The 26,767-nt window shown below is 37.1% G+C and carries 22 protein-coding genes; all 22 read left to right on the top strand.

The window, feature by feature from the left end; translation table 11 throughout:
• Window position 1: 1 nt before the first annotated feature.
• Entirely contained in the window at window positions 2-1,162 is a 1,161-nt protein-coding gene (locus tag ACAN52_RS00880) for a glycosyltransferase (RefSeq protein WP_378950804.1), read from the top strand.
• A gap of 13 nt (window positions 1,163-1,175) precedes the next feature.
• Window positions 1,176-2,105, top strand: coding sequence for a hypothetical protein (locus ACAN52_RS00875; protein ID WP_378950801.1), 930 nt, complete (start codon window positions 1,176-1,178; stop codon window positions 2,103-2,105).
• 445 nt (window positions 2,106-2,550) lie between these two features.
• Window positions 2,551-3,807: a hypothetical protein gene (locus ACAN52_RS00870; protein ID WP_378950798.1), complete on the top strand. Its 1,257-nt coding sequence runs from the start codon at window positions 2,551-2,553 to the stop codon at window positions 3,805-3,807.
• Window positions 3,804-4,865 carry a glycosyltransferase family 4 protein gene (locus ACAN52_RS00865; RefSeq protein ID WP_378950795.1) on the top strand — a complete coding sequence of 354 codons (1,062 nt, stop codon included), beginning with the start codon at window positions 3,804-3,806 and terminating at the stop codon, window positions 4,863-4,865. The genes ACAN52_RS00870 and ACAN52_RS00865 overlap by 4 nt, the downstream gene beginning before the upstream one ends.
• 31 nt (window positions 4,866-4,896) lie before the next feature.
• A complete protein-coding gene (locus ACAN52_RS00860) occupies window positions 4,897-6,285 on the top strand; it encodes an NDP-hexose 2,3-dehydratase family protein (RefSeq protein WP_378950792.1) in 1,389 nt (462 codons plus the stop codon).
• 28 nt (window positions 6,286-6,313) lie between these two features.
• Window positions 6,314-7,342: a Gfo/Idh/MocA family protein gene (locus ACAN52_RS00855; protein ID WP_378950789.1), complete on the top strand. Its 1,029-nt coding sequence runs from the start codon at window positions 6,314-6,316 to the stop codon at window positions 7,340-7,342.
• 17 nt (window positions 7,343-7,359) lie between these two features.
• A complete protein-coding gene (locus ACAN52_RS00850; RefSeq protein ID WP_378950786.1) occupies window positions 7,360-7,773 on the top strand; it encodes a sugar 3,4-ketoisomerase in 414 nt (137 codons plus the stop codon).
• Window positions 7,773-8,669, top strand: coding sequence for a glucose-1-phosphate thymidylyltransferase RfbA (rfbA, locus tag ACAN52_RS00845; RefSeq protein ID WP_378950783.1), 897 nt, complete (start codon window positions 7,773-7,775; stop codon window positions 8,667-8,669). The genes ACAN52_RS00850 and rfbA overlap by 1 nt, the downstream gene beginning before the upstream one ends.
• A 30-nt stretch (window positions 8,670-8,699) precedes the next feature.
• Entirely contained in the window at window positions 8,700-9,737 is a 1,038-nt protein-coding gene (rfbB, locus tag ACAN52_RS00840; protein WP_378950780.1) for a dTDP-glucose 4,6-dehydratase, read from the top strand.
• A 9-nt stretch (window positions 9,738-9,746) separates the two neighbouring features.
• On the top strand, window positions 9,747-10,640 hold the full coding sequence (locus tag ACAN52_RS00835; protein WP_378950777.1) for an NAD-dependent epimerase/dehydratase family protein: 894 nt from the start codon (window positions 9,747-9,749) through the stop codon (window positions 10,638-10,640).
• Window positions 10,641-10,669: 29 nt separating this feature from the next.
• The gene (locus ACAN52_RS00830; RefSeq protein WP_378950774.1) at window positions 10,670-11,548 is read left to right on the top strand and encodes a hypothetical protein; all 879 of its coding nucleotides are present in this window, start codon (window positions 10,670-10,672) and stop codon (window positions 11,546-11,548) included.
• A gap of 452 nt (window positions 11,549-12,000) precedes the next feature.
• On the top strand, window positions 12,001-12,531 hold the full coding sequence (locus ACAN52_RS00825; RefSeq protein ID WP_378950771.1) for a serine acetyltransferase: 531 nt from the start codon (window positions 12,001-12,003) through the stop codon (window positions 12,529-12,531).
• Window positions 12,532-12,798: 267 nt separating this feature from the next.
• Complete coding sequence (locus ACAN52_RS00820) at window positions 12,799-14,319, top strand: oligosaccharide flippase family protein (RefSeq protein ID WP_378950768.1); 1,521 nt, start codon at window positions 12,799-12,801, stop codon at window positions 14,317-14,319.
• A 212-nt stretch (window positions 14,320-14,531) separates the two neighbouring features.
• A complete protein-coding gene (locus ACAN52_RS00815) occupies window positions 14,532-15,614 on the top strand; it encodes an acyltransferase family protein (RefSeq protein ID WP_378950765.1) in 1,083 nt (360 codons plus the stop codon).
• Window positions 15,615-15,698: 84 nt separating this feature from the next.
• On the top strand, window positions 15,699-16,706 hold the full coding sequence (locus tag ACAN52_RS00810) for an acyltransferase family protein (protein ID WP_378950762.1): 1,008 nt from the start codon (window positions 15,699-15,701) through the stop codon (window positions 16,704-16,706).
• Between the two features lie 285 nt (window positions 16,707-16,991).
• Entirely contained in the window at window positions 16,992-18,158 is a 1,167-nt protein-coding gene (locus tag ACAN52_RS00805; RefSeq protein ID WP_378950759.1) for a nucleotide sugar dehydrogenase, read from the top strand.
• A gap of 49 nt (window positions 18,159-18,207) precedes the next feature.
• The gene (gmd, locus tag ACAN52_RS00800; RefSeq protein WP_378950756.1) at window positions 18,208-19,314 is read left to right on the top strand and encodes a GDP-mannose 4,6-dehydratase; all 1,107 of its coding nucleotides are present in this window, start codon (window positions 18,208-18,210) and stop codon (window positions 19,312-19,314) included.
• A 39-nt stretch (window positions 19,315-19,353) separates the two neighbouring features.
• Window positions 19,354-20,283, top strand: coding sequence for a GDP-L-fucose synthase family protein (locus ACAN52_RS00795; protein ID WP_378950753.1), 930 nt, complete (start codon window positions 19,354-19,356; stop codon window positions 20,281-20,283).
• Between the two features lie 17 nt (window positions 20,284-20,300).
• Entirely contained in the window at window positions 20,301-21,683 is a 1,383-nt protein-coding gene (locus ACAN52_RS00790; protein ID WP_378950750.1) for a mannose-1-phosphate guanylyltransferase/mannose-6-phosphate isomerase, read from the top strand.
• A 3-nt stretch (window positions 21,684-21,686) separates the two neighbouring features.
• A complete protein-coding gene (locus ACAN52_RS00785; protein ID WP_378951789.1) occupies window positions 21,687-23,075 on the top strand; it encodes a phosphomannomutase in 1,389 nt (462 codons plus the stop codon).
• A 171-nt stretch (window positions 23,076-23,246) separates the two neighbouring features.
• Window positions 23,247-25,406: a peptidase domain-containing ABC transporter gene (locus ACAN52_RS00780; RefSeq protein WP_378950747.1), complete on the top strand. Its 2,160-nt coding sequence runs from the start codon at window positions 23,247-23,249 to the stop codon at window positions 25,404-25,406.
• A 2-nt stretch (window positions 25,407-25,408) separates the two neighbouring features.
• Entirely contained in the window at window positions 25,409-26,767 is a 1,359-nt protein-coding gene (locus ACAN52_RS00775) for an HlyD family type I secretion periplasmic adaptor subunit (protein ID WP_378950744.1), read from the top strand.

Here is a 26,767-nt window from a genome sequence, read left to right as displayed (position 1 = left end):
AATGAAAACCAAAATAGTTCATATTGCATTGTGTGGACCTGTAACGGATGAGTGGAATTATCAAGATAATATTTTACCAAAATACCATGTGAAACTTGGATACGAAGTATCTATGATTACATCACAATGGGTTTTTGGGACAAGCGGAAAATTACAAAAAGATACTCGAACAGAATATGGAAATAGTGATGGCGTCAAGATGATTCGCCTACCTTTGAAAGGGAAGGACGACTTCTCTCATAAATTTAAGAGTTATAGGGGGCTTTATACGACTCTTGAAAAAGAAAAGCCAGATATTTTGTTTATTCATAATATAACTTTTGTTGACATTAAAATTATTGTAAAATATTTAAAACAAAGGCCAGGTATTAGAGTATTTGCTGACAGTCATAATGATTTTTCAAATAGTGCAACGAATTGGCTTTCTAAGAATATTCTTCATAAAATTATATGGAAACATTATATAAAAAAAATTGAGCCTTATGTGACGAAGTTTTATGGTGTGCTTCCTGCACGAGTTGATTTCCTTATTGATATGTATAATCTCCCCAAAAACAAATGTGAATTGTTGCTAATGGGCGCTGATGATGAATTGGTGATAAAAGCGAATAGTAGTATAAATATAAAAAATATTAGAGAGAAATTTAATATTGCTACTGATGATTTTTTAATTATGACAGGCGGAAAAATTGATTCTTGGAAAACTCAAACATTGTTACTGATGGAAGCTGTTGAAAAAATAGCAAATACTAAAGTTAAACTTATTGTCTTTGGTTCAGTGGAAGACGTTTTAAAAGAGAAAATGTTAACTTTTTGTGATGGGGATAAAATCCAGTATATCGGATGGGTGCAGGCGAATCAATCATATAATTATTTTGCTGCTTCTAATTTAGTAGTATTTCCGGGGCGACATTCGATTTTCTGGGAACAAGTAACAGGGCAAGGAATTCCTATGATTGTTAAACATTGGAATGGAACAACGCATGTAGATTTAAACGGGAATGTTAAATTTCTATATGAAGATTCTGTTGATGAAATATATAAAATTCTTACTGCAGTTATTGAAGATGAAAGCAAGTATATCAACATGAAAAAAATTGCTAGTGCCCAAGGAATGAAGGCTTTTTCATATTATGAGATCGCACGAAGAAGTATTTCTTAGATGGAGTAAAAAAATGAAAGATATACCAGTATTTGTTTTCCATAAAGGCAATCCAATATATCTTAAAACGGTAATTAAATGTGCTACGAGGTTTAATAACTCAGTTATTTTGGCTGGTGATGCGAGCAATAGTACAGTTTGTGAAAATTGGTTTAATTGTGAAGAATATATACCAGATTTGTATAGTGATTTTCTTGATAACTTTGAACAGATGTCCACTTATTCATATGATTTTGATACTATTTGTTTTAAGCGATTTTTTATCATGCATGAATATATGTTAAGAAATCAGATTGATGAAATTGTATTTTTAGACAGTGACGCGTTACTATATGTTGATGTTACTGAATTTTTTCACAGGCATGAATGTGGGGCAGCACTATCAATGACTGATTATCAAGACAACTTTAGATGGTCATACTGTGCGCATTGCTCATATTGGAAAAGAGAAGCACTTCTTAATTTTCTCCATTTTGTTATTGAAGTTTATAGGATAAAAAATCAATATTATCAGCAATTGGTGGCTAAGTGGGATTATCATAAGAAAAACAGGATAAAAGGTGGAGTATGTGATATGACACTTCTCTACTTGTGGGCCAACCAGCGTAATGATGTGTTTAATACTTGTAAGGTTATGGAATATTCGGTGTTCGATAATAATATTGGTTCATCAAATAATTATGTTTTTGATGAATACGAATTTAGCCGAATTCTTGGGATAAAGAAATTGAAATATAATGAAGGTATACCGTATTTGAAACTAAAAACAGGAGAACTCGTGAAAGCAAATGTATTACATTGTTCTGGTATGGCAAAAGCGCTGATTAACAATATATATAAACAAAATTTTGCTTTTGCAGTTAAAAATAGAATAGTTGATGTAATAATACGAGTAATTCGAAAAGTTATTGTAAATAGAAAGAAGAACTTTTCTAGGAAATAAATATGTTGGTTAAAAATTTTGATTCTGGGTTTAATACTGAAGGCAATGTTAATAATACATCCGATCTTCTGAAATGGATTAAAAGACCCAGAAAAAATCTATGTGAATATTAAACTAGCACTGTCGCGTTTTATGATAATTTAGTGGTGAAGTTCTAAACCGTAAGCGTAGTTTCTTATTAATTAAAGTTATGCGCATGTTATGAGGCCTAGCGGTATTTAAGATATTATATTTTGATGGAGGTATAGTTGGAATTTTAAAAAGCTATATATTAACTACTGATGTAGGATATTTATGGTTTTTGAGTTCTATCTACTATTTTTTGTGATCATTTATATAATCCCTGTACAGCGGTTATTTCCGCTTATCCCTATGCTCTGTAGTTGCATTTGCTTCCCCAATTATAAGTGTACCATGGCACATAGCGAAAGGAATTAAACTTGATATGAAAGTTATTTACAACAAGCAAAAACATACGCTGGAATGGGGATTGATATTACTCTACGTTGCAGCCCAAATATCACAAATTTCAAAATTGGTTTTGAATATAGACTTTGAACTGACCAAGATTATATTGTTTGTTGCAATTATGTTGATAATTGATTGGAAGTACATTTTTAGACTGAAGTTGCCTACATTTGATATTTACTTTGGCTTGCTATTTATATATCAAATCTATATTGTTATCATTGCTCTATTGGCTGATATTGAAGTGTTTCAATCAAACAACGGAATTATATATACGTTATTCGTTATTGCATTAATCATTGCCTTCAGCAGTAACAATAAAGAGATAGATGGAAATTTTTTGGCAAGTAGATTTACAATTGTATTAGGCGTACTCAACACAGTTTTATTTATATATTTTATGCAAAATTCTTCAGACATGATATATTTTACGAACTATTTAAATGAGAGTGGAGAAATGATTGCTGATAGGGCTACATTGGCGCTTGGTGCATATGCATATGTCATTGCGACATTGATGGATAAAATAAAAAAGAAAATATATGTAATATTTAAATACATCTTTATGATTCCTGTTTCCTTCAACATTATTAGTACATCAAGGCGTGGCATGATGATTGCAGTCATTGTCATTGCTTGTATACATTTAGTACTTGCTATAAAGAGCAATGGTGGAATAACCCGAATTAGAGTCAAACCTAAAGCATGGGGTATGAGTATATTAGCTATTTTGATATGTTTTATATTGTATCTGAATAACGAATTTGTTAATAGTGAATTTGACCGGTTCTTTAACTCTATAAATAATGCAGTAGTAACTTTTTTGGGCTTAGGTTATGATGATATGTCAGGTATGGAAAGAGTTAGTAGCAGAAATGATATGCTTGAAGAGATAGAAAAATTTACGCTTATTGAGTGGCTGTTTGGAATAGGATATAATACAAAATGGATAGATTTTCCGTTTTTGCAGGCGATCTATGATATGGGTATTATTAGCGCTATTATGTATTTCTTTCTCCAGACGTCTGGAATCATCAATTTATTAAGGTGTAAACATTTCTCTTTAAATGAGGCTGACAAGTTTGCTCTATATTTTGCAATATTAGGTTACATGAATAATTTCTATTCTGGTACACCATATGGCATTGCAAGGTATATGTATATTGTGTTGATATATTATCTCTGTATTAGAGCTAAAAAAAGGAATTGGTTGTGCAGGAGTGACGGGTTATGAAAATTATATATATTGATACTATTTTACGAGGTCATCACAAATCTTACTTGGAAATACTAACTCTTCAAAATTTAAATCACGAAATGTTAGCGATATTGCCGTCAACGCTATCGGGAGTTAAAACGTATGTAATACCATTCGAAAATAAAGGAGATTCAATAACAGGCTTTTATTTTATTCGATATATATATTGGATGAATAAAATAAAGAGAATTATTGAAGAAGAGAATCCTGATGTGGTTCATTTTATATATGGGGATTTTTTTTATCGATACTTTGGTATCGGTCTTTCTTGGTTGAAAAAGTACAAAATCATTATGACTTTTCACCATATAAGAAGAAGTTATTTTCGAGATATTAGCCTAAAAAGAATTTTTAAGTTAATATCAAATGGAGTTGTGCACACAGATTCTTTGTATTACGATATGCAACAAATAGGAATAAAGAATATTGAACATATTAAATACCCCCATATGGGTTTACAGATTAAGGAAAGTCAAGCAGAAGCACAATCTACACTTCGCTTTACCGCAGACGGTCGTAAAGTATTGCTTGCATTAGGTGGAACAAGAAAAGACAAAGGTTTGGATATTCTGCTTGATGCTCTTAAACAGATAACAATACCATTTCATCTGCTGATTGCAGGTCAAGAAAATGATTTTGATAGAAAATATATCGAAACTAATTTGGGGTCATATATTAGCCAGACAACGATGATTCTTAAATTTTTGTCAGACGAAGAGTTTGAACGATGTATTTTAGCAGCAGATTTTATAGTATTGCCCTATCGCCGGGGGTTTGATGGAGCAAGCGGTCCTTTGATAGAAGGTGTAGCACGTGGAAAGATTGTCATTGGCCCAGAACATGGAAGTATTGGGCAGACAATTAAGAATTATCATTTAGGATATATTTTCAAAACTGAGGATGTAGATTCCTTAGCTAAGACGATTTGTGATGCTTTGAACAAGTCTTTTATTCCAGATGAAACATATAGAGCATACCAAAAATGTCTGGATCCGAAGACATTTATTGAAGCACATAGTAAACTCTATAATTAAAAATTTGTTAAAGATAAAGGATGAACAATAGATGAATATATGTGCTAAAATTTTAGAATCCTGGTCTAATACAGAGGGGAATATGAACTCTACCGCTGATCTTCTCAACTGGATTAATACTCTGAATGAAACAACATATGTGAATATCAAAGAATGTAGTATTAATGTCAGTTCCTTCTGGTTCTATGACGATTACAATGGGGAAGTGCTCAACCGTAAACGCAGTTTTTTTTCTATTAAGGGTGTGCGTCTGTTCAGGAACGATGAGTTTATGGGAGAACAACCGGTAATTATCCAACCTGAAATTGGATATCTTGGAATTATTTGTAAAGAAATAAATGGGGTTCTGAACTTTCTTATGCAGGCAAAGATTGAACCAGGCAATGTCAATTGTGTTCAGATCTCACCAACGATTCAGGCAACAAAGAGTAATTTCACTAGAGCGCATGGTGGAACCCTACCACTATACTTTGAGTATTTTGAAAGTTCTTCGAAGTATAACGTTATCTATGACCAGATTCAATCCGAGCAGGCATCTCGTTTCTATAAAAAGCGGAATCGCAATATGATCATGGAAGTAGATGAGGATATTCCAATACATCCCAACTTCCGCTGGATGACGCTGGGACAACTCAAACATATGATGGAGATCGACAATCTTGTGAATATGGACACAAGGACTGTATTATCTGGTATACCTCTGCTTACAACACATTTTACTGAAACTGAATTAGCTTATATAGAAACGATGTTCACGGATAAAGCGTTTTTCCGCTCCATCTTCAGGACAAACCCTGCAGATACACTGCCACAGATTTATCAGTATATAAATAACTACAAGATGTTTCAGGATATCACTGTTGCTACAATTCCGTTGGACCAACTCGTAGACTGGAAGGTGGACGAGTACGGGATCACGTGTCGAAAACCAGCCAACTTTATGGTGAGATACTATGATATTGCCATTGAAGGACGTGAAGTTCGGCAATGGACACAGCCTCTGTTCAAAGCGATCGGCGAAGCGATATTTGGACTGATTACCAGCGAGGTGGAGGGTGTTACAAAGTATCTTGTCTCTGCTAAACCTGAAATCGGAACTTTTGACAATATTGAGTTGGCTCCGAGTGTACAACTGGAAGCGACGCATGAGGTCGAAAGCGGAAACGAAGTGGAGAAACTATTTTATCAGCATCTGGAAAGCAGAAAGGGAATTATTCTTGACGTGATGCTTTCTGAAGAAGGTGGTCGTTTCTATCACGAACAGAACCGAAATGTGATTGTGAAGATTGACAAAGATGAGCTGAAGAGCCTACCAGATGGGTATATTTGGACGGATTATAGTACACTAAATTATTTGGTACAGGTGAATAACTGTCTCAACATACAATTAAGAAATCTACTATCCTTGTTAAAAATCTGAGTTACAAGGATAATTTGGAGGTTAGAATATGATAAAAATTGGAGTTATCTGCCCGTCAGAAATAGCATTTCGCCGTTTTATGCCGGCGCTTGCCAAGGCTGAAGGCTTTGATTTTGTAGGCCTTGGTGTGTGCAATGCAACCGAACGGTTTGGCGATAAGTTACCTTCAGCAGAGATTGTCGATGCAGTGCTAAAACAGGAAAATGAGAAGGCACAGAGCTTTGTTGATGTTTACGGCGGAAAAATTTATAAGAGTTATAGAGAAATCGCATCTTCTGATGAAATAGATGCTCTGTATATTCCACTCCCTCCAGCACTTCATTTCCACTGGGCAAAGATCGCATTAGAACATGGCAAACATGTACTTATTGAGAAACCTTCTACAATTGCCTTCGCCGATACCAAAGCCCTCGTTGGACTGGCAAAAAAGAGTAGTCTAGCACTGCACGAGAATTATATGTTTATATTTCATGACCAGCTAAAAGCGATCAATGAGCTAGTTGTAAGCGGTGAAATCGGAGATGTTCGCCTGTACAATATAAAATTCGGATTTCCGCAACGGGCAGCAAATGACTTCCGCTATAATAAAGCTCTTGGCGGGGGGGCTTTGATTGACGCGGGGGGATATACCATAAAGTATGCTACAAAGCTTCTTGGAAAAACAGCTCGCATTGCCTGCGCACAGATGAATTATACGGATGAATTTGACGTTGATATCTATGGTTCGGCAACCATGGTGAACGACGCTGGGGTAACTGTACAGCTTGCCTTCGGCATGGATAACAATTATAAATGTGAGCTTGAGGTGTGGGGCAGCAAAGGTAGCCTTACTACCAACCGTGTATTGACAGCTCCTGCAGGATTCGTTTCGCAGATGATGATCCGCAAAGGCAATGAAGATGAATTTAGAGATCTGCCTGCGGATGACGCGTTCTTAAAGTCAATATTGAGATTCAAGGAATGCATTGAAAATGAAACTATAAGAAAAGAAAATTATAGCTTGATTTCAAAGCAAGCTGAACTGATAGACCAGTTTAAGAAACTGGCAGGAAGCTAAAGGATGGAGTTAGATTGATGAAATGCAGAGAGATTGAATTCAAAAAAGTCGATGAGCTGGATGGCAGTCTGGTTTACATGGAATCCTTAAAGGAAATACCATTTGAAATTAAAAGGATTTTTTATATTTTTAATACGCCCGAAGATGCAACAAGAGCCAATCACGCAAATAAGAGTACAGACTTTGCTCTAATATGTGTTCACGGCTACTGCAAAGTTTCAGTGGATGACGGTCATGAGCAGATGAATGTATCGTTGAATAGCCCGAATAAAGGTTTATACATTCCACAACTGACATGGATGAAAACATATGATTTTTCTACTGATTGCGTGTTGCTTGTTCTTGCCAACAGTCCATATGAGAAAAATCAGTATTACGAGAACTACGAGGAATTCAAATTAATAGCACGAGAACAAAAAGGGGTAAGATAATGAAGGGTATTATTCTCGCCGGTGGAGCCGGAACAAGACTTTATCCGCTCACCATGGTTACATCGAAGCAACTTCTACCCGTGTATGATAAGCCGATGATTTATTATCCACTGTCCACGCTTATGTTGGCAGGAATAAAGGATATCCTTATTATTTCCACACCGACTGACACACCAAGCTTCAAAGCGTTGCTTGGGGATGGCAGTGAGTTTGGTATTAAGTTGCAATACAAAGTGCAGCCAAGTCCCGATGGACTTGCGCAAGCCTTCATTATTGGCGAAGAGTTCATCGGCAATGATACCTGTGCTATGGTGTTAGGTGATAACATCTTTTATGGTAGCGATTTTTCTACATATCTCAAGGATGCCGTTGATAATGCTGAAAAAAACAATAGAGCTACCGTGTTTGGTTACTATGTAAATGATCCACAGCGTTTCGGCATAGTTGAGTTTGATGGAAACGGTAAGGTAATCAGCGTTGAGGAGAAACCTGTTAAACCGAAGTCAAACTACGCAATTACAGGGCTTTATTTTTATCCGGCAGGTGTTTCTACAAAAGCGAATGCTGTTAAACCGTCTGCCAGAGGAGAACTTGAAATTACAAATCTCAATGAAATGTATTTAACCGAGGAGCGATTGAATGTCAAGCTGCTTGGACGTGGGTTTGCATGGCTTGATACGGGAACGATGGACAGCCTTGTGGATGCTGCAGAGTTCGTTCGAATGATTGAGAAACGGCAAGGGATTAAAATTTCAGCCCCGGAAGAGATTGCATACCGCTATGGCTGGATAGACAAGGAAAAGCTAATGGAATCGGCTGATAAATACGGCAAGAGCCCATATGGTCAGCATTTGAAGTCTGTTGCAGAAGGAAGATTGTTCAGCACGGTTAAATAATAAATATTCAAATATAGGAGTAGATCTGATATGAAAATTATTGTTACCGGCGGTGCTGGATTTATAGGTTCAAATTTTGTGTATTACATGCTAGAAAGGTATCCAGACTATCATATTATTTGTGTTGATTGCCTAACTTATGCTGGTAATCTTTCTACGCTTGCGCCGATTATGGATAAAAATAGTCCGAAGTACAGTAAAAATTTTTGGTTTTATAAGATTGATATCTGTGATCGTGCAGCGATTTATCAACTGTTTGAAAAGGAAAAACCGGATATTGTTGTGAATTTTGCAGCAGAATCTCATGTTGATCGCTCTATCGAAAACCCAGAGGCATTCTTACAGACGAACATCTTTGGAACACAGGTGCTGATGGATGCCTGCTGCAAGTATGGTATCACTCGTTATCATCAGGTTTCTACGGATGAGGTATACGGAGATTTACCACTAGATCGCCCAGATTTGTTTTTTATGGAGGAGACACCTCTTCATACCAGCAGTCCGTACAGTGCATCCAAGGCAAGTGCTGACCTTCTCGTACATGCTTATCATCGTACATTTGGTCTACCTATGACCATCAGCCGTTGCTCCAATAACTATGGTCCGTATCACTTTCCAGAGAAACTGATTCCGCTGATGATTGTCAATGCTTTGAACGACAAACCTCTGCCAGTATACGGTAAGGGGGAGAATGTCCGTGACTGGCTGTATGTTGAGGACCACTGCAAGGCAATTGACCTTATCATACACAATGGTCGTGTTGGAGATGTTTATAACATCGGCGGTCACAACGAGATGAGAAATATTGATATTGTCAAAATCATCTGCAAGAACCTTGGCAAGCCGGAAAGCTTGATTACATATGTAACAGACCGCAAAGGACACGATATGCGCTATGCGATTGATCCTACAAAGATTCACAATGAGCTTGGCTGGCTGCCGGAAACAATGTTTGCAGATGGTATTCGGAAGACCATCCAGTGGTATTTGGACAATCAAGAATGGTGGGAAAACATTCTTGATGGCGAATATCAGAACGACCATAAAAAATGTATAATAATAGATTAGGTGGATGAAATGAAGAAGATAGCAGTTATCGGAGCAAATAGCTATATAGCGAGAAATGTTGTTTATGTGCTAAATCAGAGTCCGGTTAAATACGAAATCAAGCTATATGACTATAACGATGTTCATATCGATGGTCATTCAAATTATATGAGCATCAATATTTTGTCGAAGGAATCAGTGAAGAACATCGAATTTGACTGTGATATTGTGTTCATGTTTGTGGGCAAGACTGGTAGTGCAAATGGGTTTACTGATTACGATTTGTTTATTGACATCAATGAACGGGCACTTCTCAATTTGCTGAATGAATATATTGCTCAGAAGTCCAGTGCGAAGATCATCTTCCCGTCCACGCGGCTTGTGTATAAAGGAAAGCCAGGAAAGCTGAAAGAAGATGCTGAGAAGGAATTTAATACAATATATGCCATCAACAAGTTTGCCTGTGAACAGTATCTCGGGATGTTCCACCGGGTTTATGACGTACAGTACTGCATTTTCCGTATCTGTATCCCTTATGGAACTTTAATTCCGGACGCTTCTGCATATGGTACTGCTGAGTTTATGCTAAGCAAAGCGACAAAAGGAGAAAATATTACACTGTACGGCGACGGTGGTGTCAGACGAACGCTGACTTACATGGGTGATCTTTGCAATGTTTTAATTGCGGGGGCACTGTCGAATAGATGTATCAATGATGTGTTTAATATTGGTGGTGAGAATTACAGTCTGAAAGAGATGGCGGAGCTGATTGCTACCAAGTATGATGTAGACATTGACTATATTCCATGGCCTGCAGTTGCGGAAAAGATTGAATCTGGCGATACGGTGTTTGATTCAGAAAGATTAGATATGTTAGATTCAGTAATATATACAAAAAAATTTGCTAATTGGATATCTGATTAATGTTATTCTATTGAGGGAGAAATAGTGGTATGAAAAAATACTTTATCACATACTCAAACGAATTATATAGTGAAACACGTGAATTTTGTTTGAAGATGGCGAGAAAAATGGGTAGATTTGATGAAGTCATTCGCTTCACTCCTGAAGATATTGATCCGAAATTCACAACTGAAAATAGTGTGATTTTGAGTGTCCGTAACGGAAATGGTCTTTGGCTTTGGAAACCATATTTTATACACAAAATACTATGCACCATCGAAAATGGCGATGTTTTGGTTTACTGCGATGCGGGCTCATTCTTTATTAAAAGTTCAAAGTATATTATTGACAGCATGAGCAACGAGGATATTTGGGTATCGGATATTCCGCTGATTGAAAAGCAATTTACGAACCCGTCTTTGTTTCGGATTATGAACTGTGATTCCGATGAATATAAAGAAACGAACCAAATTCAAGCTAATTTTATTGCAGTGCGAAAATCTGAAGTTTCTATGAGGTTTGTAAAAGAGTGGCTGAATTATTGTAAACAACCTGCTTGCATAGTGCCAGAAGAAAACGTTTCTGTCGATGGATTTCAGTTTATGGGACACAGATCTGATCAGTCGATTCTCAGTCTTTTAAGCAAAAAGTATGGATTACATCCACATCTTGATCCAACACAATATGGGCGTATTCCTGAAAAATATTATGCAAAATACCGTATATTTAATAAATCTGAACACAATAAAGAGTATTCTACGCTGATTATTCTTCATAGAACCAAAAATGTGGATAAAAAAGTGGTGTTGAATCAATGGCTGTGTTCATGGCTTCCGTTGTGGTTGGTTGGTTTGATGTCTAAACCAGTAAACCAAATCAGAAAGGAAAGAAATGAAGAAGCGTATGGTTGTTGTAATAAATGCCAGTGATCATTGCTGGACTGGATTAAACAATCTGGCAATATTAGAATTTGAATATTCATAGCGAGAAAAGATGAAATCTGCATTATGTCGTAAGATTCAGAAGACATAAAAATGCGGAAAATACTTGCTAATTTTTGCTTAAATGGTATTCGACGGATACTTCAGGGAGAACTTTTTTCATCAGTTCTTCCTACTGACTAGCACTTTTCTTTTACGGTAGCAGATTTTGCTTTTTTCAGAAGTTGAAACTTTGGTAAAAACGTTGAAAATTATCCTTTGCTTTAGTAAGGCGCATACATACATGTATATGTATGCGCTCAACTTGTACTTAAGGTAGCATACTAATCTTTGCGTAATTTGAAGCAACTAGTATCTTTGTCAGGGTAGAATACAAAATATTACTCATACAAAAAAATTGCGTTTTAGTTTCGAGCTAGACGAGAGGAATGAGTTTATAGATGAATAAATGGCAAGCGGACTATAAACGAATGAGTGGGTTGACTTGGAATTGGATAGAGGGGGCAATACGTCTTTTGTTTCGACCTCATTTGCGCTTTTGCTTCTATGGAAGAATCGCATCGGGGTGTAAAGTAAAGACGACAGCTATATTGTTTAATATTGCCAAAAGACAATTAGGGCAAAAATATGGGCTTGAAATTGAGTTTACTAATATTGGAGAAGGCATTAATTTAATACACCCTTTTAATATAACAGTTAATGCTGGTTCAGTAATAGGGAAAAATGCAACGTTATTTAAGGGATGTACAATTGGGAGTATTCGTAGTGGAAAAAGAGCGGGTGTTCCAACCATAGGAGATAATGTGACGATATGTACAAATGCATTTGTATGTGGTGGAATTCGTATAGGAAACAATGTTTTGATTGCTGCTAATGCTTTCATTAATTTTGATGTTCCAGACAATTCTATTGTCATAGGAAATCCCGCAATAATAAGATACAAAGAGAACCCTTCTCAAGATTATTTATAGCTACTATAATCAAAAATAATCATAACCCATACCTGAAAATAGTTGTTTCTTTCTTAAGCCCTTTATGCAACTATTATTGATATGATAGGTGCAAAGTTGGAGTTGTTTTTGTGATTTTAACCCCGTTTTTTAGCTTAGTTGGTTGCCTTCAAGCACAGCCCTTTGCTGCCTCCTCTACAAAGACGAGTGTTATTATTCCTATTATCGCAGGTAGAACAGCCTATTCTGATATATGGCTATTTAGTAGGGGGGGGAGAAAAATATAAATTGAAAAAATTAAACGCGACAAGCAACAAGCGAGTAGCCTTAAATATGATTGCAAATATTGTTTCATATACATCCAATATTATAATAGCATTTGTATTGACACCATTCTTAATCACTGTACTTAGCAAAGAGGCATATAGTTTCTATCCTATGGCAAATACTTTCGTGGGTTGTATGAGTGTACTGATGAATGGTATGAGTTCCATGGCAAGTCGTTTTATTACTGTATTCTTAGTTAAAGGCGATGAAGAAAACGCAAACAAGTACTACTCTTCAGTGTTTATCTCAAACGCAATAATGGACTCATTGCTATTTGTACCTGTAGTCATCATAGTGGCATTCTTAGATAAATTCCTTGATATACCACTAAGCTCTGTTGCAACAATTAAGCAGTTGTTTGCGTTGGTGTTTGCAGCAATGATGGTTAACATTATGTCATCTGTCTACGGAATTGCAACTTTCGCAAAAAATAGAATAGATTTAAGATCGATGCAGGAATTTATTACTGGGATACTTAAACTTGTTTTATTTTATGTGTTTTATAAGTTTTTCTCCCCTTCGATTGTATATGTCGGTGTTGTAACTCTTATTATTGCGCTAATAAACGTTGTATTTCAGAGAATATATACGAAGATGTTGTTGCCTGAAATACATATTTCAAGAAAGAACTTTTCATTTTCACACACAAAGGAACTGATTTCATCAAGTGTATGGAATTCAATAAATACATTGGGAAATATACTTTTGGCGGGGATGTCACTTGTGTTAGCGAATTTGCTGTATGGGGCTGAGGCATCGGGCTCGTATTCAATTGTACAAACTGTTCCAAATTTAATTAGCGGGATAATCACAATGCTTGCAGGAGTCTTTTATCCAGTCATTATATATAAATATGCACAGAATGATAAAAAAAGCTTGATTGAAGAGATAAAAAAATCGCAGAAGATTATAGGGATGTTTACCTGTGCTGTGATATCCGTGTTTATAGCTTTGGGAACAGAATTTTTTACACTTTGGATACCTGGAGAAGATGCGCAATATCTGCAAAAATTGTCAATCGTAACAATTATGCCGCATTTTATAATTGCATGCGTGTGGTCATTATCTAACCTGAATATCGCAATGAATAAAGTAAAAATACCATCTATATATATTTTGTGTACTGGGACAGTAAATGTATTATGCGCTGTCATAACTTATTTTCTGTTTAAACCAGATCTGGTATCGCTACCAATCATAAGTTCAGTATTGCAGATAATATGGGTCGGCGTTTTTATACCGTTGTATGCATGTCATAACCTTGAGGTAAAGTGGAGCACATTCTATCCGCCAATTGCGCGAGCTGTCATTTGTGCTATATTTTCTATTATTGGTACAATTTTAATTAAAAACTACTTTATAATTAATTTGTGGACTACGTTTTTTATGATTGCTATTTTAGCGGGTGGGATAGCATTAATAGTTTTTGCAATTGGAATGTTTGGACCTAAAACAATCTTGAGTATATTGAAAAGGTGGTGACAAATGCTATGAACTTATGAGTCTTGAAAGGCAAAATCGGCAGTTTTTTGCAATCGTGCTACATAGACATGATTACTGTGGTTTTTCCTGTCTTGTACCGCACTGAAGATGCATATTGCGATTCAAATTGAACAGAAACATTTGAATTTTTGTAAATATTTTTTTAACCAATTGTAACGACTCGCTGGAGATGGTAGTAAGGAGGTAGTTGTATGGGAGGGGCTTCACAAGGCAGAGAATTGTCAATAATCTCTAATCGTAATCAGTATATAGACACAATCAAAGGAATTACGATAATCTTGATGGTTTTGGGACACTGCATTCAATATGGAAGTGGAGGAGATTACTACTTAAACGCACAGTATTTTGAAAATCCATTATTTAAAATCATTTATAGTTTTCATATGCCGCTTTTTATGCTGGTAAGTGGTTACTTATTCTATTATACGATGAAAAAATATTCCGCAAAAGAAGTGATGAAGAGTAGGTTAACAAAAGTAATTTTACCATTATTTATCTGGACGACCTTAATTGAGGTTGGGCTGTTGACAGTGAAATTGATAATAGGATCTGTTCCTAGCTTATCATCTCTACTAATTATTCTTGTGAAACAGTACCTATACTCGTTATGGTTTTTGTGGGCAATATTCTGGTGTTCAGTAGTTGTCGTCGTGGTTGAAAGAACTTTGAAAGGAAGTATAATGGCTTACGTTGGCATTTGTATCATATCATTGTTGATTCCAGACAATTTTAATGCGCATCTATATAAATATATGTTTCCCTATTTTATCATTTCTTATTTATGGAACAGCGAAAACTTATGGGATCGGATCCAGATGATAGCGCAGAGGAAAAGAACTGTGGCAGTTTATATTATCATACTAATATTTGTTGGTCTTTTGCTTCTGTATAAGCGAGACAGCTATGTCTATACTACTGGAATTACAATTTGGGGCAAGAATATTGAAAGACAACTTCTTATAGATATGTACCGGTGGATAATTGGATTGGCAGGAAGTGCCAGTATTTTCATTGTCGTTATGAAGTTGCTGTCATGGTTAAAATTTGAAAAAATGTGGGAATATATAGCTAAAATTGGTCAAAAGTCATTGGGAATCTATATTTTCAGTGGATATTTGTTTGCATATGTAGTACCTAGAATTACCAAGAGTTTAGAGCTTAATTATTTGTTCACGCTTGCCGAAACAGTGGTTATACTTGCAGTCAGTTTTTTTGTAACTGTTTTGATTGAAAAATTTAGTATAACAAGAAAGTTGTTTTTGGGAGGTCGATGACATGACGTGGTTGAAACAAATACTTAGTTTCCAAGCTCCCACAAATCTCGCATTGAAGTTCTTGAATTCGTTCTAGGAGGGGCAGTGCTATTAGTACTTTTGCATCATTGTGGATACGGGGGCGGTAATTACATACTGGCATTTCATATGCCGTTGTTCTTTGTGATATCAGGCTATTTGTATAGCATAAACCAATCAGTATCAAAAAGGAACTTTTCTGACTTTTCAAAAGGACGGTTTGTGCGATTAATTGTGCCGTACTTTGCTTTTGAAATGGTTAATCTAATCTTGTCATATGCAGTGATTCCGTTGAAACATAATCATATTGATTTAGCAAAAGCAATAGTCAGCATTCTAACATGTCTTAACACTGTTGATTATCCCGGAGTATCCTTGCGGCTATGGTTTTTGCCGTGTATGTTTGTCAGCAATATATTTTTTTATGGAATAAATAAACTAATAGATGAAACAGGCAAATATCAGGAAGTTTTAGGCATTTGTGTATCAATTATTTTGTTCATATTATCATGGCTGCATAGTATGGTATCATTTGAAAGACTTCCATTCACTTTGGATATCTCGATAATGGCAACTGCATTTATTTGTCTGGGCTATTTTGGTGCTAGACTGATAAAGTGGATGATAAGTGAAAAGAATATAATAGTTAAACTCGTTGTGATGGTCAGTGGAGTGGCGATTACAGGTATTTGTACTAAACTCAATAGTATTCCATTTTATATGTATATAGATCAATACGGAAATTATCTGTTGGCAATCACGGGCGCAATTGCGGGAGTTATTGCAGCACTTTGTGGATTAAACTTTCTGTACAGAATATTGTATAGAAGTACTGGGCTCAAATCTTTTTTCCTTTGGCTTGGTAATAATTCATTAGCCATTTTTCCGATACATTTGGAAATATTGTATTTTGCTGGGAAGGCATTGCAAGTTATTGGCATATCAAATTGGAGTATAAAACTTGGTGTAGTTATTGCACTATTGGTGCCTACGGTAAATTATGTGACGATGTACATACCATTCTTATTAGGTATGAATAAGCAATACCGTCTAGTACCGAAGGAGTTCGAATGAAGGAAGCGTAAAGGCGTATTCTAGCTTGGCATTCTCCGTACTCTATCCCACACTGTAGTGATGTCAGGGCAGGGGGGCACGACTTTTCTTCAACTCATGATGGTACAGGAGGATTTACAGAATGCTAAGAGAGGGATCCTTTGCGAAGACAACGGCCTTGATGTTCAGAAGTATAATGAATAAAAATGAGACAGTTTCATGAAAAAAGACGCTAAAATTACTTAATCAGTAAGCAGTTGTTAATTATTTTTCCCAAGAAAGAACAGACATGAAAGGGGCTGTAGAATGAAAATTACAATAGCTGGATCAGGTTATGTTGGTTTATCCAATGTTGTATTATTAGCACAACATAACGAAGTGATAGCGCTTGATATTATTCAAGAAAAAGTGGATATGATTAATAAACGCAAATCACCGATCTGTGACAAAGAACTTGAAGAGTATTTAGCAACAAGGGATTTAAATTTAACGGCAACAACGGATGTTTATACAGCTTATAAAGATGCAGATTATGTTATTATCGCCACTCCGACCAATTACGATGCAGATAAGAATTATTTTAATACGAGGACTGTGGAAGCTGTTATCGCCAATGTATTATCAATTAATCCGGACGCAGTGATGGTCATCAAATCAACAGTTCCAGTAGGTTATACTGAGAAAGTAAGAAAGATGTTTGAAACCGATAACATTATTTTTTCACCGGAGTTCTTAAGAGAAGGTAAGGCTTTATATGATAATTTATATCCTTCCCGCATTATTGTAGGCGAACAATCGGAACGAGCAAAGACTTTTGCGAACTTGTTAGTGCAAGGAGCCATTAAAGAAGATATTCCTGTATTATTTACTAATTCCACAGAAGCCGAAGCAATCAAACTGTTTGCTAATACCTATCTAGCGATGAGAGTGGCGTACTTTAATGAACTGGATACTTATGCAGAGGTAAGGGGATTAAATGCGCAGCAAATCATAGAAGGAGTATGTCTGGACCCTCGTATTGGAAGCCATTATAACAATCCATCCTTTGGTTATGGTGGATATTGCTTACCAAAAGATACGAAACAACTATTAGCAAACTATGCGGATGTGCCCAATAATATCATGGCTGCGATTGTCGATGCCAATAGAACGCGAAAAGACCATATCGCAGATATGATAGTAGCCAGGACCCCAAAAATCGTTGGCATTTATCGATTAACCATGAAAACAGATTCGGATAATTTTAGACAATCATCCATTCAAGGAGTCATGAAGCGTATTAAGGCCAAAGGGATTGAAGTCGTCGTTTATGAACCCGCATTAAATGAGGATGATTTTTATAATTCAAGAGTCATTAGAGATTTAGTGGAATTCAAAAAAATATCAGATGTGATTATCGTAAACAGGATGTCAGATGATATGAAAGATGTGGTAGATAAAATCTATACGAGAGATTTATATTGTAGAGATTGATAAAATCCTAGAATATATATATATCAAATAAAAATAGGAGTGAGATTCGATGAAATCCAATGATAGAGTGAACAAGGTAGCCTTAATTACCGGTATTACAGGTCAGGATGGGGCCTATTTAGCAGAATTTTTATTAAAAAAAGGTTATATTGTACACGGTATTAAACGCCGTAGTTCTCTTTTTAATACAAATAGGATTGATCATTTATATCAAGACGTACATGAAAAGGATGTTAATTTTTTCTTGCATTATGGTGATCTTACTGACTCTACAAATTTAATCCGTATTATCCAGCAAGTACAACCAGATGAAATTTATAATCTAGCTGCAATGAGTCATGTACAGGTTTCCTTTGATACGCCTGAATATACAGCGAATGCTGACGGTATCGGAACGCTACGGATTTTAGAAGCGATTCGTATTTTAGGTTTAGAGAAAAAGACTAGGTTTTATCAAGCATCAACTAGCGAATTGTATGGTTTGGTGCAAGAAACACCACAAAAAGAAACTACTCCTTTTTATCCACGTAGTCCATATGCAGTAGCTAAAATGTATGGATATTGGATTACTGTCAACTATCGTGAAGCTTATGGAATATATGCGTGTAATGGTATTTTATTTAATCATGAGTCACCGATCCGTGGTGAAACTTTTGTTACCCGCAAAATTACTCGGGCAGTAGCTCGTATCAAGCTCGGTTTACAGAAAAATTTATATTTGGGCAATTTGGACTCAAAAAGAGACTGGGGTTATGCTGGCGATTATGTGAAAGCAATGTGGTTGATGTTGCAACAAGAACAAGCAGAGGATTTTGTAATTGCTACAGGTGAAATGCATACAGTACGAGAATTTGTGGAATTTGCCTTTAAGCATGCTGGTATTGATGTTACATGGCAGGGGACAGGGGTTGATGAAAAGGGAATCGACGTGGCTACAGGTAATGTGTTAGTACAGGTTGATCCTCGTTATTTCCGTCCGACAGAAGTGGATTTATTATTGGGTGATCCGACTAAGGCAAAAGAAAAATTAGGTTGGGCTCCAAAGACGACATTAAAAGAACTTGTTAGTATGATGGTAGAGGAAGATTTAAAATCAGCTGAGCGCGATGTATTGTGTCAAGATCATGGTTATCGTGTAAATTCTTTTAATGAGTAATGTGAAGGATCTGATTTTTTAATGCTAGGAGGGATAGTCATGGATATCAATGCTAAAATTTATGTAGCAGGTAGCCGAGGATTGGTGGGTTCTGCTATTGTACGTAAGCTACAAGCTGAAGGGTATAGTAATATTCTTCAGCGAACAAGTCAAGAACTTGACTTGCGGAATCAGGTGTTGGTGGATGAGTTTTTTCGTACAGAGCGTCCACAATATATTTTTTTAGCAGCAGCTAAAGTGGGCGGGATTCATGCTAATAATACGTATCCTGCTGAGTTTATTTATGAGAATCTGCTGATTCAAAATAATGTTATCCAAGGAGCGCATCAGTATGGTGCACGTAAATTGATGTTTTTGGGTAGTTCATGCATTTATCCAAAGTTTGCCATGCAGCCATTAAAAGAAGAATATCTATTGACTGGTGAACTAGAACCGACTAATGAATCCTACGCTATTGCTAAGATTGCAGGGATTAAGATGTGCCAGGCTTACCGGCAACAATATGGTGATGATTTTATTTCTGTTATGCCAACTAATTTATATGGTATTAATGATAATTTTGATTTGGCAAATTCACATGTTCTGCCTGCACTACTTCGTAAGTTTCATGAGGCAAAAGAAACAGGTAGTACGACGGTTACTGTGTGGGGTAGTGGTAAGCCACGGCGTGAGTTCTTGTATGTAGATGATATGGCAGATGCATGTTATTTCTTGATGAAGAATTATAGTGATCGTGAGATTGTAAATATTGGTACAGGCAGTGATGTGACGATTGCTGAATTGTCAGCTATGATGGCTGATGTTACTGGATTCAAAGGTGAAATTGTATATGATGCGAGTAAACCAGATGGTACACCAGTAAAACGTCTTGATGTGAGTAAACTGAGTGGATTGGGTTGGCAGGCTCAAACTTCACTTCAAAATGGTATTGAGCAGACTTATAATTGGTTTAAAGAGCATTATTGCTAAGAAAAGGGAGTGGCGCTTTGAAAATTATTATTCTAGCAGGTGGTGGTGGTACTCGGTTATTCCCGTTATCTCGCACTTGTTTTCCTAAACAATTTATGAAAATCGGTGGCGATCAGTCGCTACTCGCTCAGACGGTACTGCGATTTATGCCTGTGGCCAAGGCTACGGATATGGTGATTGTAACCAATAAAGAATACATTCATCATGTCAAGGCTGAACTGGCAGCTTGTGGGGCGGAAGACGCTCATGTTGTATTGGAGCCAGTAGGACGTAATACGGCGCCAGCTATTGCTTTAGCAACTCAGTATTGTATAGATGAATTAGGTGCGGCTAAGGAGGACGTTCTCTTTATTACTCCTTCTGACCATATTATCAAACAATCAGAGCTTTTTATATATGCTGTGCGTCAAGCAGAAGCAATGGCGCGGCAAGAGAGTGTTGTTACTTTTGGTATTAAGCCTGATAAGCCTGAAATTGGATATGGCTATATTGAAGCGGGTACTGCTTGTGGTGCAGGTTATACGGTTCAGTCTTTCAAGGAGAAACCAGACCAAGAGACGGCTGAGCAGTATGTAGCATCGGGTTCTTATTTTTGGAACTCTGGTATGTTTGCTTTCACTATTGGTCACTTCATGCAGGAACTCAGTACCTATCAGCCTGAAATTTATGAACTGGTAGGCAGTGGTTATGCTAGTGCTTTAGAGAACTTTGAGACTATGCCCAATATTTCCATCGACTATGCCATTGCTGAAAAGTCTAAAAAAGTAGTGATGATTCCTTTGACAGCTTACTGGAATGATATCGGTTCTTGGGATGCCATTTATGATGTACTGGATAAAGATGCCGATGGCAATGCAGTAAAAGGTGACTGCATGACCATTGATTGTACTAATACGTTGATGCTCGGTCGTAGCCGTTTAATTGCGGGCATTGGTCTTGAGGATTTATTGGTTGTGGAAACGGATGACGTTATTGTAGTAGCCAAGAAAGGTGAATCCCAAAAGGTGAAAGACTTGGTCGGTGAAATAAAAAAACGCGGTCGGCGCGAGGCTGATGAGCATACGACTATGTATCGACCGTGGGGGAGTTATACTGTCCTTGGAGAAGGTCCCGGTTACAAGATGAAGAAGATTATGGTTAATCCAGGACATCAGCTGAGTCTGCAAATGCATTATCATCGCAGTGAACATTGGATTGTGACGGGTGGTACAGCTCAAGTAACTCTTGGTGATGAAGTAAAGCTAGTTCATGAAAATGAAAGTATCTTTATTCCTCTATCCACTAAACATCGTTTAGAAAATCCAGGTCGTATACCTCTCGAAATTATCGAGGTTCAGAACGGTAAATATCTAGAAGAAGATGATATCGTACGATTTGATGATGTATATGGGAGAGTATAAATGATGGGACAACAAGAGATTTTTAAAAGAGAGGCTTTTAAAGCCTATGATATTCGCGGTCGCGTGCCTGATGAACTCAATGAAGAAGTGGCATATCGCATTGGACGAGGTTTTGTTGAACTTTTTGCGGCGCGTCGTGTCGTAGTTGGTAGAGATATACGACTGTCTAGTGAGAGTTTGACTAAGGCTTTAGTGCGCGGGTTGACGGATATGGGCTGTGATGTTGTGGATATTGGTTTATGTGGTACGGAAATGATCTATTTTTCTACATTTCATCTTGGTGTTGATGGCGGTATTATGGTGACGGCCAGTCATAATCCTATGGATTACAATGGGATGAAATTGGTGGGCAAAGGAGCAAGGCCGATTAGTGGGGACAGTGGGCTGAGAGCCTTGGAGGATTTAGTGGTTACAGGAAGTTTCTCAACTGAACTAGCTGAGAAGAACACCAGAGGGAATGTTGAAGACTATGATATTATGTCAGAGTATACTCAGCATCTTTTGACTTATGTGGATGTTGCCAATATAAAGCCTCTCAAGGTGGTCGTGAATGCTGGGAATGGTTGTGCAGGGCCAACCATTGATGCCCTAGAAAAAGTATTGCCTATTGAATTTATCAAGATTCATCATGAACCTGATGGTACTTTTCCCCATGGTATTCCCAATCCTTTACTCGTTGAAAACCGAGCAGCCACTTCTGCTGCTATACGGGAAAATGGTGCAGATTTTGGTATTGCCTGGGATGGTGATTTTGATCGTTGTTTCTTGTTTGATGAACAAGGGGAATTTATTGAAGGGTATTATATCGTAGGCTTTTTGGCAGAGGCTTTTTTGCGCCGTTACGCCGGCGCAAAAATTATTCATGACCCTCGTCTGACGTGGAATACGATTGAAATGGTCAATGAAGCTGGAGGAGTTCCTATATTATGTAAAACCGGTCATGCCTTTATTAAAGAACGTATGCGTAAGGAAGATGCCGTGTATGGTGGAGAAATGTCAGCCCATCATTATTTTAGGGACTTTGCTTATTGTGATAGTGGCATGATTCCTTGGTTATTGGTTCTAGAAAATATGAGCATCGCTGGCAAACCTTTGTCAGAACTTGTAGCAGCTAGAATTGAAAGGTTTCCCGTCAGTGGAGAAATCAATCGCACCGTCAGTGATGGTAAACAGATCTTAGCAAAAATCGAAGAATTATTTGTAGTTGATGGTGCTGTAGTGGATCGTACTGATGGACTCAGTATAGAGTTTTCAACTTGGCGATTTAATGTACGCATTTCCAATACCGAACCACTGCTTCGCCTCAATGTAGAAAGTCGGGGAGATATTATCGTTATGGAAGAGAAGACTCGAGAATTACTCACAGTCATTGAATCCTACAAGATGGTTTGAGGGCTTTTATAAATTACAGCTGTAGCATCATGCTACAGCTGTTTAATTTTAAGTTTTTTATTATGTTGTAAAAATAGGTGAATTTTGTAAAGGTAAGTTATAGTCGTTGTCGAATAAAACTAGTTAGACATTTTAAATGAATAAACAATTTTGTCGAGGTATAACAGAATTATGACAGAAATGGTAAAGCAACAAGAATATGTTATAGGTCATCAGCCAGTGGATACTGGCCTAGTATGTTTGGTAGTTGTCGCACGGGCCTTAGGAGTAATGGTAGATGAAGAGACTGTGCGCCGTACTTATAATCATAGTGATAAAATAATGGACTCTAAGGATTTACTACAGACAGCTAAATCTCTAAAATTAAAAGCTTATCAGCGATTTGTAAAGCCGGAAGAGCTAAGCAATCAACCAATACCAGCAATTGTTCTCATGCAAGATGGAAGTTATATGGTCATAGGACGTTGTGAAGATAGGAAAATTATTCTATTTGACCCTAAGGCGAGGCTTAGTCAGACTGCAGCAGTTGAAGAGTTCGTAAAACAGTGGAGCGGACAATTGATTATTCTGAGCCAGCCTTGGAGTCTAGGACAACTTAGACGTCGTTTTAATGTTAATTGGTTCGCACCTGCTTTATTATTATATAAGAAATTTTTTGCTGAAACCATGGTGGCAACGTTTTTTCTACAGTTGTTTGGTCTTGTGACCCCATTAATCACTCAGGTCATTGTGGATAAAGTTTTGCCTTATAATGGTACTTCTACCTTGGATGTATTGGCAATTGTATTATTGGTAGCTGGATTATTACAAATGGTTTTGAGTATTTTACGTACCTATGTATTTGCTCATACAACGAATAAAGTAGATGTGATTTTAGGATCTAAGTTATTTCGTCATATTACAGCCCTGCCTCTTAGATATTTTGAATTGCGCCGGGTTGGTGATACACTGATGCGTGTATCAGCCTTAAATAGTATTAGAGAATTTATGACTGGTAGTGCCTTAACAGCAATGATCGACACATTTTTTTCTGTAGTGTTTATTGCTGTGATGTTTTATTATAGTCCTTTTCTCACTTGGATCTCCTTGGCAACAATACCATTATTATTCCTTCAAAATTTGATTTCTATTCCTATTTATCAAAGACGATTAGAAGCTGTATGGGCTGCTGGGGCAGAGAACAACGCCTTCTTGGTCGAAACAGTGACAGGTATACACACGATAAAGTCCCTAGCTGTTGAACCGCAGTTTAATCATCGTTGGGAACAGTTGTTGTCGCGTTATGTTAAAACAACGTTTGACAGTGCAATATTTGGTATTATATTGGGTAATAGTACTTCCTTGATTCAACGTTTATCCGGTTTTGCATTATTATGGTTTGGTGGGCATATGGTTATTGAAGGCCAAATGACTATTGGTCAGTTGATTGCATTTCAAATGTTGGCAGGTCAAGCTGGAGAACCATTGCAAAGATTGATGGGAATGTGGCAACAGTTTCAACAAGCAGCATTATCCGTTGAAAGATTAGGAGATATTATCACCACCCCACAGGAGAAAGCCTCTACGAAGCCTGAGGTACAAGTAGATTTAAAAGCCCTAGAAGGCAGTATTACTTTTGAAAAGGTAGCCTTTCGCTATACACCCGAGGGACCACTTATATTACAACACATTGATTTACATGTTAAAGCGGGTATGAAGATTGGTATTGTTGGTCGTTCTGGTTCAGGGAAAAGTACCCTGACGAAACTGGTACAACGATTGTATTTACCTGAAAGCGGTCGTATTATTATTGACAAAGTAGATGTGGCGCACATGGATCCATCTTGGCTACGACGCCAGATTGGTGTGGTATTACAAGAAAACTTTTTGTTCAATGGTAGTGTGCGAGAGAATATTGCTACTGCTCGTCCAGGGGCATCCATGGAAGAGGTCATTCAGGTAGCTGAGGTTGCTGGAGCTCATGAATTTATTTTGGAGTTATCAGAAGGTTATGATACTAGAGTCGGTGAACGAGGGATGGCTCTGTCAGGGGGCCAACGACAACGTATTGCTATTGCTAGAGCTATACTTGCTAATCCGCGAATTTTGATTTTTGATGAAGCAACGAGTGCTCTTGATTATCAATCTGAACGAATTATTATGAAAAATATGGATAAAATTGCAGCAGGACGTACGGCGCTCATTATAGCCCATCGTTTATCGACAGTGCGACGGTGCGACTTGATAGTAGTTGTTGATCACGGACATATCGTTGAGCAGGGCACACATAATCAACTCCTGGTAAAAAAAGGATTGTATTATAATCTACATACATTACAACAAGAGGTATAAATATGCTAAAAACATTAAAAACATATTTTGATATAGACGTTAAAGGATGCTTGTCACCTAGCGAAAAAGAATTTTTGCCAGCGGTGCTAGAAGTGATAGAAAAACCACCATCACCAGCTGGACGTATTGTGATGTGGACAATTTTCATATTGATTGTTTTAATCATCTTATGGTCAATCCTAGGTCATGTAGACGAAGTGGCAGTAGCACCTGGCAAATTGATACCAGTAGGAGCTGTCAAAGTGGTGCAGGCTGAAGATAAAGGGGTTGTCAAAGCCATACGTGTACAAGATGGTGAGAAAGTAACTCAGGGACAGATATTATTAGAACTAGATACTACCGTATCAGCTGCTGACCTGGCGACTATAAAGAAGCAGCTTATGTATTATAATTTGGAGATGGAGCGACTACAAGCTGAAAAACTTGGTATAACCTTTGCGCCGCAAATCACGACTGATCTTGATATGAAAGATGTTAATTTTCAATTTAATGTGTATCAGAGTCGTCAAAGTGAATTTCGTGCTAAATTAGCAGCAGCGGAAGCTAGCGTCCGGCAAAATCAAGTGAGTTTAGAGGTTGCACAAGTGAATCAAGATAAGTTGCAGTCTATGTATGATATTGCCAAAGATCGGGAAGAACGGGTTGACAAATTGGTGAAAGAAAATGCTGTTGCTGAATTTACATTATTGGATTATCGGTCCAAACGTTTAGAATTGCAACAAAACTTAGCATCACAAATCATTGATATTGATCGCCTAAAATCAGCTATAATTCAGAGTCAAGAAAACTTAGCTGGCGTTGTTGCTGAACATGATCGTGATATTGATACCAAACTCGTAGAAGATCGTAAACAGGTGGCGGCATATAGTGAAGAATTAAAAAAAGCAGCAGAAAAAGAACGCCTATCTCATATTACAGCACCAGTAGATGGTCGGGTGACTCAATCGGCAATCCATACTATAGGTGGAGTGGTTACAGCTGCTCAAGCTCTTATGGTGATTGTACCTGAAGATGTTACCTTGGCTGTTGAGTCTTGGGTTGCAAATAAAGATATTGGTTTTATTCATGAAGGCCAAGAGGCAGAAGTGAAAATCGAAACTTTTAGTTTTCAAAAATATGGTACTGTTGATGCGATTGTGTCCGAAGTTAGTCCTGATGCTATTGAGGACAAAGAAAAAGGACGGGTTTATCGTGTGATGCTCAAATTGAGCAAGAATCAAATCCAAGTAGGTGATAAGCAAGTATTTTTTGGACCTGGCATGACTGCGAGTGCTGAGATTAAAATAAGACAAAAACACATTATTGAATTCTTCCTTGATCCCTTCCGTAGGTATCAGAGTGAGGCATTAAGGGAGAGGTAA

The organism is Pelosinus sp. sgz500959 (genome assembly GCF_042610375.1).
Lineage (GTDB): Bacteria > Bacillota > Negativicutes > DSM-13327 > DSM-13327 > CTSoil-075.
Note: the sequence above shows the minus strand (reverse complement) of the source record. Positions and strands in the feature narration are given on the sequence as shown.

Bases quoted from the DNA above. Each gene is read 5' to 3' on its own strand.
- ACAN52_RS00830 (WP_378950774.1), top strand. From the start codon at position 10,670: ATGAAAAAATACTTTATCACATACTCAAACGAATTATATAGTGAAACA.
- ACAN52_RS00805 (WP_378950759.1), top strand. From the start codon at position 16,992: ATGAAAATTACAATAGCTGGATCAGGTTATGTTGGTTTATCCAATGTT.
- rfbB (WP_378950780.1), top strand. From the start codon at position 8,700: ATGAAAATTATTGTTACCGGCGGTGCTGGATTTATAGGTTCAAATTTT.
- ACAN52_RS00795 (WP_378950753.1), top strand. From the start codon at position 19,354: ATGGATATCAATGCTAAAATTTATGTAGCAGGTAGCCGAGGATTGGTG.
- ACAN52_RS00815 (WP_378950765.1), top strand. From the start codon at position 14,532: ATGGGAGGGGCTTCACAAGGCAGAGAATTGTCAATAATCTCTAATCGT.
- rfbA (WP_378950783.1), top strand. From the start codon at position 7,773: ATGAAGGGTATTATTCTCGCCGGTGGAGCCGGAACAAGACTTTATCCG.
- ACAN52_RS00775 (WP_378950744.1), top strand. From the start codon at position 25,409: ATGCTAAAAACATTAAAAACATATTTTGATATAGACGTTAAAGGATGC.
- ACAN52_RS00850 (WP_378950786.1), top strand. From the start codon at position 7,360: ATGAAATGCAGAGAGATTGAATTCAAAAAAGTCGATGAGCTGGATGGC.
- ACAN52_RS00855 (WP_378950789.1), top strand. From the start codon at position 6,314: ATGATAAAAATTGGAGTTATCTGCCCGTCAGAAATAGCATTTCGCCGT.
- ACAN52_RS00785 (WP_378951789.1), top strand. From the start codon at position 21,687: ATGGGACAACAAGAGATTTTTAAAAGAGAGGCTTTTAAAGCCTATGAT.
- ACAN52_RS00780 (WP_378950747.1), top strand. From the start codon at position 23,247: ATGACAGAAATGGTAAAGCAACAAGAATATGTTATAGGTCATCAGCCA.
- ACAN52_RS00880 (WP_378950804.1), top strand. From the start codon at position 2: ATGAAAACCAAAATAGTTCATATTGCATTGTGTGGACCTGTAACGGAT.
- ACAN52_RS00875 (WP_378950801.1), top strand. From the start codon at position 1,176: ATGAAAGATATACCAGTATTTGTTTTCCATAAAGGCAATCCAATATAT.
- ACAN52_RS00870 (WP_378950798.1), top strand. From the start codon at position 2,551: ATGAAAGTTATTTACAACAAGCAAAAACATACGCTGGAATGGGGATTG.
- gmd (WP_378950756.1), top strand. From the start codon at position 18,208: ATGAAATCCAATGATAGAGTGAACAAGGTAGCCTTAATTACCGGTATT.
- ACAN52_RS00865 (WP_378950795.1), top strand. From the start codon at position 3,804: ATGAAAATTATATATATTGATACTATTTTACGAGGTCATCACAAATCT.
- ACAN52_RS00860 (WP_378950792.1), top strand. From the start codon at position 4,897: ATGAATATATGTGCTAAAATTTTAGAATCCTGGTCTAATACAGAGGGG.
- ACAN52_RS00825 (WP_378950771.1), top strand. From the start codon at position 12,001: ATGAATAAATGGCAAGCGGACTATAAACGAATGAGTGGGTTGACTTGG.
- ACAN52_RS00835 (WP_378950777.1), top strand. From the start codon at position 9,747: ATGAAGAAGATAGCAGTTATCGGAGCAAATAGCTATATAGCGAGAAAT.